The following is a 13,150-nucleotide window of genomic DNA, read 5'->3' as shown; positions in this document are numbered from 1 at the left end:
TCCGCAAAATAAATCAGGCTAATATGGCAACGTATATGTACCCGTTCTATTTTCACAGTTTAGCAGACTGAGCCTTGTTGTTCTATGGCGTCCACCTGTCTTAAATAGAGGATTCATCACTTTCTGAACTTAGATACTGAACCAGCATCCCTACAAATCGGTTAGCCATTTGTACATCCTGAGATTCGCCACTCCAATCTTCCTTGGAAGTTAGACTCATTTTCTGGAGTAAACCCATCATAGAGGTAAAGACAAAATGAGCAGTCTGTAAAGGTTCAGCATCCGACTTTAAGGATCCATCTTGGATTCCAGCTTCCAGAGCATCTATCAGGAAATGTCGTTCCTTTCCTTGGTTAACAAAATGTTTATATCGTTCTTTGAGTTCTTCATTTGAATCATAACCTTCGTAATGCAGGTCGAATAACAGAATAAACTTGATATATTCCGGGTGTCGCCCCGCATAATCAATCCATGCATCAAGCATCGAAGTAAGCATCTGCTTACCATTCATTTCGGCTGTAGGTGCTCTTCTAACAAATTCAGTCATGCTCTCAAGGATCTCCATTTGGACCTCAAAAACTATTTCATTCATGGACTGAAAATGCTTATAGAATGTAACCCGGCTTACACCAGCCACATGGCATACATCCTTAATATTCACTTTGAGAAAGCTCTGCTTCATAAAAAGTTCCTTCGCAGCCGCAATGAGTTCTTCCCGATTTTTGTTTTTCAAGTTCTGGTGCCAGTTCTCAGTCATTAGCAACCATCCGTTTCTCATTTTTTGATGTTTGAAAGGTTAAGAAAAGGGCAGATGCAAGGATTAGTGCACCAAAAATATAAGGAATATGAATGTGTTTGTCAAACAACAAACCCGCTAAAATAGGCCCCAATATACTGCCTAGGCTGGTATACGTCATATTCAGTCCGGCGGCATATCCTTGACGATCTCCAGCCGAGTTGGCAATCATTGTACTTACTGTGGGCCTTAAGAAGGCATTAAAAGCAAAGAACAGAGCCGATACCACCAGCAGATAACCTAAATTGATCTTAATAAGCATGAACAGTAAAGCAATGGCTGTCATAATTAAAGAGAGGCGTATAAGCTTCATCTCGCCAAGTCTCTTGATGAGGTAATCAAGCAGCCATACCTGCACCACGATGCCTATGATGGCACCAACCGTAATGATCATTGAGATTTTAGTGGCATCAAAACCGTATTTTCGTTCCACAAAAAGAGCATACACCGTTTCGTAATTCATCAAGCCTAATGTCATGATCAATACAAGGAGGAGATAACGAAAATAGGACGTCCGAAATGAATTCAGAATTTGCTTTCGAATCGGCTCCCTACGAACCCGTTGACCAACGGGTTTTCGTTGTTCCTTGGGCAGTGTCTCTGGCATATATAAGCTAAGCAGCGTTGCTACAAGTCCAAGTCCACCAGCAAAAAAATAAGGCACCCTAATGCCCAACTCAGCGATCATACCGCCTAACCCCGGACCAAGCACCATCCCCAAATTCATGGAAGCACCCAAGTACCCCATTCCTTTAGCGCGAGTTTCAGGAGTGGTAATATCAGCGACATAGGCCATATTGGAAGGAACCATTAATCCAATACCTATCCCTCCAATAAACCGAGCAATATATAGAAGGGGCAATGTCGTAGATACAGCAAACATGAGATCCGAAATGACGGTTAAAAACAGACCGGTGATGATCATTGATTTACGCCCGTATCTATCCGAAAGTTGCCCACCCAGAGGTGAAAAAATAAACTGTGCTGCTCCAAAAGCGGCAATAAGATACCCCGCAGCAGCTCCTGCCGCATTAAATTGTTTCAAATATTCAGGCAGAATGGGAATCACCATGCCTTGACCCAATAAAGCAATAAACAGATTCAGCATCAAAATGAAAAGCGGAAATGTAGCAGACTTAGGTAAGCTGCTCATGTTTGTAACCCCCTCCAATGGTTTACATTTTGTAATCCTTTACTATGTGTAAACCATATTAGTTGAATTAGGGGGCTTTGTAAATAAAAATACAGAACCTAATGCAGGACTTACACATAAGGCTCCCGTTTTGCAAACTCTTGCAGCATACCTCTTATTTGTTCTACCAATATAGCAGGTGCTTTCTGGGGTGAACCCGTGTCAAACGGAGGCTGAGGATCATATTCCAAAATCAATTGGACTCCCTTACTCATATCTTCTCCCAGTTCCCATGCGATGAGCTGGAGTGCCATGTCAATACCAGAGGAGACACCAGCTGCTGTAACGATTTTGCCCTGACGGACCACTCGCTCATCTGTTGGAATGGCTCCAAGAGATTGGAGCAGGTCTAAGGAACCCCAATGACTTGTGGCTATGGTTCCATTTAACAAGCCTGCAGCGCTTAAAATCAGAGAGCCATTACAAACCGATGTGGTCCATTTTGTAGTTTCATGTATTTGGCGAATCCAATTTAATGTTTCTTCGTCATTCATTGGAGTTTTATAATTTGGCGGACTGCAACCTGGAATAACAAGAATGTCAGCTGAAGGTACTTCAGAAAAACTATAATCGGCATGCAAATAGCCCATGTTTGAGTCCAGTTTGACTAACCCTTTTTTCTTAGCGACAAACTTCACTTCACATTTCAGTGTAGCAGCAAATACATCATATGGACCTATGGCATCTAATGCTGTGATTCCATCGAAAAGCATGATGGCGACTTTCATGAGGATCTCTCTCCTTTGAGGCGAAATTTTATTGTTGCACGCCCATGTTAACATACATATACGGGGTATGGGTATACTAATTAAATGTGAAATCAGTAAGTATCTCAATTTCAAACGTCTCTGATCACAAATACGGATTGTGCAATATCTATGTAAAGTCTTTAATTATACATACCTATAAAAAGGCATACTTAAAGGCCACCCCACGGTAGCCCTTTTTAAGTATGCCTGTAAGTCTGTTGATCAAGCCAGCTTATGAGCTTTGTTTTCTCAACTGACCATAATATAAATTACTGTAAAAGCCTTTGTGAGCCAGCAACTCCTCATGAGAACCTTGCTCCTCCAAACGACCGTCCTTTAAGACCAAAATCCGGTCAGCCTGACGAATGGTATTCAACCGATGTGCAATAACGAAACTTGTTCGCCCCTGCATGAGCCGTTCCAGTCCTTCTTGAATTTTCATCTCGGTGATGGTGTCAATGCTGCTGGTCGCCTCGTCGAGCACCAGGATAGAAGGGTTGGCCAAAATCGCACGAGCAATCGCCAGCAACTGCTTTTGCCCTTGACTGATGCCGCTACCGTTCGCTTCCAGCACCTTGTCGTACCCGTCCTTCATCCGCATGATAAAGGAGTGGGCGTTGGCCAGTTTCGATGCTTGTTCAACCTCCTCATCAGTGGCATCCAGCCTGCCGAAGCGGATATTTTCACGAATGGTCCCCTGAAACAGGAAGGTGTCCTGTAGCACAAACGCCATACGGGAGCGCAAGCTTTCACGCTCTATGGTCGTAATGTCACGCCCGTCCAGCGTAATCGTTCCCTTGTCTGGGCTATAGAATCTGGAAAGGAGCTGGATCAGTGTCGTTTTTCCTGCCCCGGTCGGGCCGACGAGCGCGATCATTTCACCAGGTTTAGCCTCAAAAGAGATGGCTTCCAGCGTAGCGTTTCCCTCATCATAACCGAAGAAAACATCCGTAAACTGTACAGCTCCCTCCACATGCTTCACCTTTACTGCGCCGCGTTCATCCTTGGACTCTTCGTCTTCGTCCAATATTTCAAATACGCGCTCAGCTCCGGCAATGGCGGACAACAGTGTATTCCACTGGTTAGCCAAATCGTTCAGCGGTCTAGTGAACTGACGAGCATATTCTACAAATACGATAATCGTCCCTATCGTAATCGAGCCGCGAATGGCTAAAATCCCGCCGATCCCTGCTACAATAGCAAAGCTGAGATTATTCAGTCCGTTCATCAGCTTGGGGATAAAGCCTGAAATCGTTTGTGCCCAGAAACCCGACAGCCGAATACGGTCATTACGCTCACGAAAACCACGGATGACTCTCTTCTCCTGTGAAAATGCCTTGATAATCTGCTGACCGGACAGCGTTTCTTCAATGTATCCGTTCAGTTCGCCCAAGTTCTTCTGCCGTTCCTTATATAAAGGCCCGGTGCGGCGTGTAATCCAGCGCATCCCGGCTGCCATTAACGGCACCACGATAAAGGTTAACAGGGTCATCAGCGGGCTTAACCACAGCATCACAGTGAGTGTACCGATTAACGTCAATATGCTCGAAAAAATCTGAATGGCTGAGCTGTTCAGCGTAGAACTGACATTTTCGATATCATTGGTCAGACGACTCATAATTTCTCCCTGCTGACGTTTGCCATAGAAAGGAATGGGGAGTCGATGCAAATGTGAAAACAGATCGAAACGCATGCGGTACACCGTCTCTTGGGCAATCTCGATCATCCAGATATTTTGCAGCCAGGAGGTCAGCGAGTTCAGTAGATACACAGCCCCTAAACCTATGAGAAAATAAATCCACGTGCGTCCACCCGGCCCTTCGAGAAAATCATCCACCGCTACACCGACCAGATATGGAGCCAACAGCGACAGCCCGGAGCTGAGCAACACCATGAACAGGACCAGCATTAGCTTGGCCTTGCGACGGGCCAGATAAGCCCATATTCGCCCTACCGTGCCAGACCAGTTCTTCGCTTTGGCCTTGCGTCGTCCTTCAGCGCCAGCCGGGTTTCGCAGCACACCGGATTCCGGCGTAGGCTGACGGAACGGTTCAATGAGTTCCTTGAGCATGCGACTCCTCCTTTCCGTATTGTGATTCAAAGATTCGCCGGTACAAATCCGAGCTATCCATGAGATGATCATGGTTTCCACTTGCGATCAGGCGCCCTTCATCCAGCAGTAAAATCTGATCTGCTGATGCAGTTGAACTGATCTTCTGCGTAATGAGAAATGTCGTACAAGACAGGCCATCGAGTGCATTCAGCAATGCGGTTTCCGTTCCCACATCCAGCGCACTTGTGCTGTCGTCCAGAATCAGCACTGCCGGCTGACGCACCAGTGCGCGGGCAATCGACAGCCGCTGCTTCTGTCCGCCGGACAGATTAACACCACGCTGTCCGAGTATGGTGTCATAGCCTTGTGGCAAGCGTTCAATCATAGGATGGATTTGTGCCATGCGCGCGGCTTCTTGAATCTGCTCCAGACTGGCATGCTCTAGCCCCCAGGCAATATTATCCCGAATCGAACCGGTGAATAGCAGTACCTCTTGGGGGACATAGCCAATCGCCTCACGTAGTATGGAGCCATCCAGTTCACGAGCGTCCTTTCCGTCAAAGCGCACATGACCTGCATCTTCTTCATATAGACGTGTAATCAACTGTACAAGTGAGGATTTGCCCGAACCAGTAGCTCCCATAATAGCGATTCGCTCACCCGGTCGTGCCTTAAAGGATATGTCCTTTAATACAGCCAAATCACTGCCCGGATAATGAAAGCTCACCCGATCCATTTCCACCTGTCCCTCAATCCGTGTATCCTGTGTTGGAACACCCTTCAGCTCTCTCCCCTCTTCATTAGGTGTTTCCAAAACCTCTCGAATCCGCCCTGTAGATGCAGTAGCCCGGGAAAATACCACAACGATACCGGATAAAGCAGACAAAGCTCCAATCGTCCGCAGGGAATAATTAACGACTGCAACCACCTGTCCTACACTGGCATCTCCAGTGGAAATTTGACCGCGCCCAAACCAAAGTACTGCAATAATCCCTGCATTCATCGTAAACAAAATGAACGGCATCGTCGTTTCTGTCCAGCGTAGAGCGGACACCGTCCCTTTCATCAATTCACTTCCGTAATGAGCAAAACGTTCAATTTCATGTCGCATCCGCACAAAAACCCGGATAAGCCGAATGCCTGTCAGATTCTCCTGAATTACTCCATTAACGTCATCCAAGCGCCGCTGGACACTTTTAAACAAAGTGACAGTCCTCCGCATCATCACCAGCACAAATACGAACAGCACCGGGGCCATAACCGCCAGTAGCAGCCCAAGCCTAAAATGTACAACCAAGGCCATCACAATACTGCCGATCACCACCAGCGGAACTCGTGTCATAAATCGCAGGCTCATAAACACTGTATCTTGTACTTGCGTGACATCTCCCGTCAGGCGAGTAATCAGCGACGAAGTAGCAAACCGTTTGAACACCGGATAAGAAAAGGATTGCACCTTTTGATATAGCTTTTCCCGCACATCATAGCCAAAACCCTGACTTGCATGTGAAGCAAAAAAGGAACTGGATATCCCTGCCATAAAAGCGATAACGGCACTGCCCACCAGTACACCGCCCCATAACCAGACGACGGGCAAATCCTGCTGTCGAATGCCCTCATCTATGATTTTGGAGATCAAATACGGCTGCGATAACTCTACCGTCAATTCCAGCAACATCATCACGAGCGCCGCGATAGCTGGAACCCGATATTTTTTTAGAAAAGAGAACATCATCCCCACAAGCATTCCTCCAATGGCCCCTAGCCGTCCTTCCAGATCAGCATCTAATGGTTGTATGAATCCAAATCTGCTGTAACACCATGTATACGCACTTGATATAGCACTATATTTTATTATACCCCCCTGAAGGTTTTCGTTTAACCAGCAAATTGCAGGCTCCGGCTAAAAAAAGCACAAAAAAGAGAGCTCGTAAAATACAGCTCTCCTTCTGACATTAAGAAATTCATATCACATTTTCTCGATCCTTACATGTTGGTAAAAAGCCTGCCCTCCAAATACATTGATACCAAAATGCCCTTCGGCAAATGTATCATCTTCCAAGTCCATTACCTGTTCGTTATCAATCTCTATACGAAGGCGTAATCCCTCTGCTTGGATTTTAATATGATAGGTTACTCCCGGCAGTACAAATCTTGGAACCTTGGCCAGCACTTGCTGCTCCTCAAATCGACCCTCTTTTTTATAAAAAAGACGAATGGATTTCATGTTCGGGTCCAAATTCAAATAATAGCCACTCGACCCGTCAGCATTGGCACGAAAAATCATGGACCCAGCGCTCCCATTTCCATACAGCTTCATATCAGCCTCATACGTAAAATCTTTCGCCTGCTCAGAAGCCATATAATTTGCATCGCTAATATAGCTTCCGCGCATACCATCCGTCGTCACCATCCAGCGGGATGCGGAGACATCCGGCACCCAACCTGAAAGGTTGGTATAAAACTTCCCGCCATGCACAGTGACAGAGGTACTTGCTCTTACCGTATCTCCCGGAATGGAGGCTGTAACTACGGCTTCTCCAGGGGAAAGTGCCTCCGTGATCGCGTAGCCTTCATTTGACGAGATCACCTTGACGACTGCGGGGTTGCTGGATTCCCAATTCAGCAAATGTTCTTTTCTCCCGGAATGATCCTCCACACTCGCATACAGACGTTTCGACTGTCCTTCCGCAAGCTCCAGCTGAGTGTAATCCATGATCAGTCTGATGGGTGAAGCCTCTGTAACCCTCCAGCTATTGTGTAGCGCATACACATGAAGAGAAACAATTTTCACCTCACCACCTTGAGCATAGAAGCTCATTCCTCTACGCGCCGAATCTGGAAAAATGGCATCGGAAAATACGACTTCCCCATGGTTACCAAACACCTCGACTGAGGATTCGTCCACAAATATACGCATTTGAATTCGATTCCCGACCGGTGCCAACGATGCTTCATGAAGCGTTGAAAATAGGGGAGAGAAATCGGTAAGCCCTGAATCGGTACGGTTTATAAACATGTGTTGTACATCTGTTTTATAGCCGACTACCGTTCTTTGCTCACCGCCTTCCCGTACGCAAAACCCAAAAGTCGATGCCATCCCAACGGAAGGAAATTCGAACTCCGCCTCAATCTCATAGGCACCCGCCTTTAAACCTTCCAGTATATTCGGAGAAGATTCCGTGATACTTGCATGTTCTAGCGAAAATAAATGAGAGCGTAGCGAAGTCAGTTCGGATATCGGATGCTGTATCAAGCGGATGCCTTCATGGGTTGTTTTTAGCTCTCTCGGGATGCTGAACTGCCCCTTCCAGGGTGAAGTAGGGAAGCTGAACGGGTAGTCCCAATTCGTCATCCATGCCAGCATGATACGCCGCCCGCCGAGTACATTGGAGAAGGACATCGAGGCATAGAATTCCTTGCCCCAATCGGTTTTCAACACCTTCCCCGGCGGAAGATCATTTTGAAATTTGCCATCAGATGTCAGTTCACCGATAAAATATTCCGCATCCGAGCCTTGAGTGTTCGTACTGGCTCCAGTGCTAATCATCAGCACCCATTTAGAGGTGTTACCCTCGTCTACCGCGAGCGGGAATAGATCCGGGCACTCCCATACCCCACCCCGTATATAATCGCCATAGCCAAAATTATCCGTCCAGCTCCAATCTAATAGGTTGGCGGAGGTAAAGAAGCGGATATGGTCACCTCCCGACACGACCATAATCCAGCGCTGATGCGCTTCATCCCATACCACTTTCGGATCACGAAAATCCCAGTTACCAGGATCGTTTTCATTTTGGCCCGGATTCTCAATTACAATCGAGTGGTCTACTGGGTATTGCCATGTCCGCCCCCGGTCTGTGCTGTAAGCAAGGCCAATTCTCTGGTTTCCCTTGGGCTGATCGGGATTATAGGAGGTGTAATATGCAATCAGCCCTTTCCCGCCATAGTCGCTGAACAAGCCGGAAGTATTGGTGAGATCAGCTACAGCCGAGCCGGACCAGATATGGCCCAAATCATTCCACTTTAATGCCAAGGGAAGCCTTTTCCAATCCAGCAAATCCAGACTGACCGCATGTGCCCATTGTCCACCATCCTGATGAAATAGATGATATTCTCCCTCGAAATATACCAATCCGTTCGGATCGCTGGCCGAGCCTCTGGCAGGGGAATAATGATACTGCGGACGATATTTTTCTGTATAGTAATTCGAGACGGAGGTAAGGTAGATATCCTGAAAATAAGCCGTACCCCCAGTTGCCTTTATGCCTATAAAACCACCGGAATAACTGCTATCCACGATGTCAATCGCCGCAGGCGTGTAGCCATCTACAAACACGCAAATCCGCTCTCCGTGTGTAATGATTTCTAGACTGTGTTTACTGCCCGATGTATCCAGATACGTCATCACCGAGCTTGTAATCAACGTTCCGTTCGCTTTTCTCAGATGTATCCGGATCTGATGATTCTCTCCTTGCACAGAAGCAATATAGCCCTCTGTTCCCACCTGATTCCCTCTGAAAAATAGTCCTGCTTCCATTCCCGGTTGGGAAGGGTTCAGCGTCACACTACCTTCCATGACCAGATCGGCAGCTGTCGTACTAAATATTTTCAATGCTCCTTCAGAACTTGTTCCCTCAGCTTTTTGCCCTTTGAGGTCCGGTTGCCATTTTCCACGGATCAAGAACGGTTCATCTACATTCGTATCCATATCACTGACTTGAATGTTCTGAAATAATGCCGACCCATTCCAGACATTCAGTCCCAAATATCCTGATGCATACGTCGTATCGACCACATCTATAATCGGGCTATACCCTTCATCCCAGTACACTTTAAGACGCGAGCCTTCTACCTTCACCTTGAGATGATAAATATCTCCTTTTTGTAATTCTACTGGCCGTTCCTCTTTGAGTCTTTCGATATCCCCGGCTGCATCGCGCAACCGTAATAATCCGGCATCTGGCACGATTTGAAGCATATAGGAAGAACATCCGTCCTCACTGGAACGGAAAACTAGGGTAGCATCTGCCTGTATGTCTGTGACCATCACATCCGCTTCAAAAGTAAAATCCTGTGATGTGGTTCCAGACATAGCCATCACGTTTTCCTGTGGCTCCGACCTCAACAAAAGTCCCTGGATGTTATTTTCTATGTGTCCCTGCCCTTTAATATGCCAGTCCGTCAAATTCGTGCGCGTGTTTGTGAGCTCTATCCTCATCGCCAATTTCCTACCTTCCAGTACGGATTATGAAGAAAACCTCATTTTAGCGCATAAAGCTCCAGCGAAAATAACGTAACCCGCTCTTCTGCTGCGAATATTTCAAGACCCTTAGCTTCTGCATCAGGAAATATTAAATCGGTAATGGCTACCTGTCCGCGATCGAAAAACACTTCGATAGACGAGCGATCTACATAGATACGGATGTCCATGCGATCCGGTAAGATTGTTAATGAGGCTCCATGTTTGCCTGCAAAGTCTTCATGAAAATCCGAGCGACCAGACCGTGTCCGGTCCACGTATACCTCCTGCGTGGCAGAAGTGTAACCGACGAGTGTTTCTTGTTCATCCGATACCCGCACTTTAAAGCCAAAGTCTCCAGTGGTTGCAAATTCAGCCACAAGTTCGTAGCAATCCAGCTGCAAGGCAGACAATGCGTTTCGCACTTCCTCCCAAGATGGTTCTGTGAGTGAGAGGACAGGGGTTCTTAATCCCTCCAGCTCCCGAACAGGGCGCTGAACAAGCGCAACTGTGCCCTTTCTCGTTTCCAGTGCGAGTTCTCGCGGAATGGACATGGCACCTCTCCAGCGCTCCGTCGGTGTCTGATTGGCATATCTCCAGTTGCTCATCCAGCCCATAAACAGGCGTCGTCCATCCTCTGCCGGGATATCCGACCAACACACACCTGCGTAGTTATCTCTGCCATAATCGAGCCAGCGGACTTTTTCACTTTCCGCATCTGCCACAAATGTTGCCCCATCAAATTCACCCGTAAAATACTGTGTTCTAGACCCTTCCCGAATCCCCGGGGTATCGCCAATGCTTACGAGCATGACCCACTTCACCTGTTCGCGTTTCTCATCAACATATAGCGGAAATAAATCCGGGCATTCCCACACCGCATCATGACTACCGATGCCGTGTCCAAATTCACTGGCAAAAGTCCATTCCTTCAGATTCGGAGAATGATAGATTCGAATCGTCTGACCGCAGGCCAGCACCATCACCCACTGCTCTGTAGGTTTGTGCCAAAACACTTTCGGGTCCCGAAAATCAATGCATTCCTTATCCTCCAGCACCGGGTTGCCTGTGTATTTAATCCAGGTTTTCCCCGAATCGGTACTATAGGCAAGGCTTTGGCACTGCTGCACCTGTTTCGTCCCCGGAAGCGAAGCATGATGGGTGAAAATGGCTACCAAGCCCGGCTTGCCGCCAAAAAATCCGGATCTATCCTGTTCATCCACTACAGCGCTCCCGGAAAAAATCGTTCCTAGCTCATCCGGCTCCAAGGCAATTGGCTGCTCCTCCCAATTCATCAAATCAGTGCTGACAGCATGCCCCCAATGCATAGGTCCCCATGTGGTGCCAAATGGGTGATGCTGATAAAACAAATGATAGCGTCCTTCATAATAAACCATTCCATTCGGATCATTCATCCATCCGCTTTTTGGTGAAAAGTGATAGGATGGGCGGTATTTCTCTTGTCTAATCACGTTCATATACTCATCTCCCTCGAAAAAAGATTCATTTACTTGTGCTTCTGTCATAACCCGCTTGTTTGATTTGCAGCCATTCCTGTAATCCCAGACTATTCAGCTCCTGCAAATATTCCGGCCACTCCTCTTCGACCTTGCCGTTCTGATACCATTCCGTACGTTTACGAAGAACATAGGCGAATAGATCGGTTTCAATGGTCGATAATCGATCCAGCTCATCGATAGAGAAGAATACTTTAGGATAATTATGATCCGCTTGCATATGCGGAACCATCACCTTTTTGAGCAAACCCAATCGCCATGTCGCATCTTCTGGCTGGGTTGTGTATTTTCCGTAGTATTCATCCAATACAGCTAACGGTCCACCAATGTTCGTCTTTTGTCTGATTTCTACCGGAGCCGAGCCTTCCAGCGGCAGATGCTTCAGCATTCCCTTTGCCGTATCATACTCAAAAATATTCTTCTGCTTGGTATCCCCGTAAGTTCCCCAGTTGTTCTGTATAGACTGGATCGGATCATACAGCTGGTCAATCCACTTGGCAGTCGCTTCCAGCTTCTTATTAGCACTGGTGATCACCATGCGCCCGCGATCGAAGCCGATGCCATTCGTTCGTGTAACATTCACATGTCCATCCGGTCCAGCCAGCGGCGGCATGAGATCGTATTTTTTATTCGGGCCTGTAATATTGGCCTTATCCCATGTAAAGTACAGACCATAGCGGTGATCCTTCCCTTTGGCTAGATAAGTGTTCCAATCCTGCTGGGAAGACTCTATGTCCACCAGCCCTTCCTTGTATAAATCATGAATATATTTGACTGCTTCCTTATATCCGTTATCCGCTGCTGTAAAAACGACTTTCCCATCGTTCGTCACTACTGTATGATCCCAGTTCTCTCCAAGCCCAAAGGACCCGTATAAAAAGGCCAAATCCTCGCCGCCAGGCTTATCGATAAACGATAATGGAATCTCATCTGCCTGCCCGTTGCCGTTGGGGTCCTTTGTTTTAAAGGCAATTAGGACCTGCTTCAGCTCTTCGGTCGTTGTTGGCATGGACAAGCCCAGCTTGTTCAGCCACTCCACATTAATCCACGGCAAATCATCCACGGACTGGATCGCTTCTTTTCCTGTCCCCAATTCTTCAATCCACGGAAAGGAATAAATATGTCCATCCGGCGCAGTCAACATCGCTTTATATTCTGGGGATTGCTCCAATACCTTTTTAAAATTCGGCATATGCTGTTCAATCAAATCCTCCACCGGAATAATGACACCGTCTTTGGCTAGCTTGAGCAAGTCATAATCCGAGTAGCCCGCGTCGAACACTGCATCCGGCAAATCGCCGCTGGCAATAGCCAGATTTCTTTTTTCCACAAACTGGTCACTGGTAAAGTTCTTCCAACGAATATGAATGCCCGTTTTTTCTTCCAGCCGTTTGTTGATCAGCTTGTCGTTCGGGTCTGCCGGAGCGAGTGGAGAGCTTTGGGTTATAAAGTTGAGCGTCACTTTTCCATTCACATCTGTTGCATCGCTCTCATTAGAAGAATTGCTGCTGCCGCAGCCGGAAAGAACTAAGATCGCCGCCAGTGCGGCAAATGAGGCAGTTTTGACTGTTTTCATCTGGATGACCTCCATCGGATAATGG

8 protein-coding genes are annotated in these 13,150 nt (G+C 47.1%); all 8 read right to left on the bottom strand.

Annotated features, from left to right (window positions below; all coding sequences use genetic code 11):
• Positions 1-100: 100 nt before the first annotated feature.
• Positions 101-757, bottom strand: a complete 657-nt coding sequence (locus MKX36_RS05065) for a TetR/AcrR family transcriptional regulator (RefSeq protein ID WP_340864331.1) — start codon at positions 755-757, stop codon at positions 101-103.
• A complete protein-coding gene (locus tag MKX36_RS05060; protein WP_340864330.1) occupies positions 750-1,949 on the bottom strand; it encodes an MFS transporter in 1,200 nt (399 codons plus the stop codon). Before MKX36_RS05060 ends, MKX36_RS05065 begins: the two co-directional genes overlap by 8 nt.
• 110 nt (positions 1,950-2,059) lie before the next feature.
• On the bottom strand, positions 2,060-2,716 hold the full coding sequence (locus tag MKX36_RS05055) for a DJ-1/PfpI family protein (RefSeq protein ID WP_031463013.1): 657 nt from the start codon (positions 2,714-2,716) through the stop codon (positions 2,060-2,062).
• 253 nt (positions 2,717-2,969) lie between these two features.
• Positions 2,970-4,808, bottom strand: coding sequence for an ABC transporter ATP-binding protein (locus MKX36_RS05050; RefSeq protein ID WP_016821407.1), 1,839 nt, complete (start codon positions 4,806-4,808; stop codon positions 2,970-2,972).
• Positions 4,789-6,525 carry an ABC transporter ATP-binding protein gene (locus tag MKX36_RS05045; RefSeq protein WP_340866076.1) on the bottom strand — a complete coding sequence of 579 codons (1,737 nt, stop codon included), beginning with the start codon at positions 6,523-6,525 and terminating at the stop codon, positions 4,789-4,791. The genes MKX36_RS05050 and MKX36_RS05045 overlap by 20 nt, the downstream gene beginning before the upstream one ends.
• A 234-nt stretch (positions 6,526-6,759) precedes the next feature.
• Positions 6,760-10,011 carry a GH32 C-terminal domain-containing protein gene (locus MKX36_RS05040; protein ID WP_340864328.1) on the bottom strand — a complete coding sequence of 1,084 codons (3,252 nt, stop codon included), beginning with the start codon at positions 10,009-10,011 and terminating at the stop codon, positions 6,760-6,762.
• 41 nt (positions 10,012-10,052) lie between these two features.
• Positions 10,053-11,510 (bottom strand): glycoside hydrolase family 32 protein, encoded by a 1,458-nt coding sequence (locus tag MKX36_RS05035; RefSeq protein WP_340864326.1) that lies wholly within the window; start codon positions 11,508-11,510, stop codon positions 10,053-10,055.
• A gap of 25 nt (positions 11,511-11,535) precedes the next feature.
• Complete coding sequence (locus tag MKX36_RS05030) at positions 11,536-13,125, bottom strand: ABC transporter substrate-binding protein (RefSeq protein ID WP_340864325.1); 1,590 nt, start codon at positions 13,123-13,125, stop codon at positions 11,536-11,538.
• Between the last annotated feature and the right edge of the window lie 25 nt (positions 13,126-13,150).

The sequence above is a fragment of the Paenibacillus sp. FSL W8-0439 genome (genome assembly GCF_038008995.1).
GTDB lineage: Bacteria > Bacillota > Bacilli > Paenibacillales > Paenibacillaceae > Paenibacillus > Paenibacillus polymyxa.
Note: the sequence above shows the minus strand (reverse complement) of the source record. Positions and strands in the feature narration are given on the sequence as shown.

Bases quoted from the DNA above. Each gene is read 5' to 3' on its own strand.
- MKX36_RS05065 (WP_340864331.1), bottom strand. From the start codon at position 757: ATGACTGAGAACTGGCACCAGAACTTGAAAAACAAAAATCGGGAAGAA.
- MKX36_RS05060 (WP_340864330.1), bottom strand. From the start codon at position 1,949: ATGAGCAGCTTACCTAAGTCTGCTACATTTCCGCTTTTCATTTTGATG.
- MKX36_RS05055 (WP_031463013.1), bottom strand. From the start codon at position 2,716: ATGAAAGTCGCCATCATGCTTTTCGATGGAATCACAGCATTAGATGCC.
- MKX36_RS05050 (WP_016821407.1), bottom strand. From the start codon at position 4,808: ATGCTCAAGGAACTCATTGAACCGTTCCGTCAGCCTACGCCGGAATCC.
- MKX36_RS05045 (WP_340866076.1), bottom strand. From the start codon at position 6,525: ATGATGTTCTCTTTTCTAAAAAAATATCGGGTTCCAGCTATCGCGGCG.
- MKX36_RS05040 (WP_340864328.1), bottom strand. From the start codon at position 10,011: ATGAGGATAGAGCTCACAAACACGCGCACGAATTTGACGGACTGGCAT.
- MKX36_RS05035 (WP_340864326.1), bottom strand. From the start codon at position 11,510: ATGAACGTGATTAGACAAGAGAAATACCGCCCATCCTATCACTTTTCA.
- MKX36_RS05030 (WP_340864325.1), bottom strand. From the start codon at position 13,125: ATGAAAACAGTCAAAACTGCCTCATTTGCCGCACTGGCGGCGATCTTA.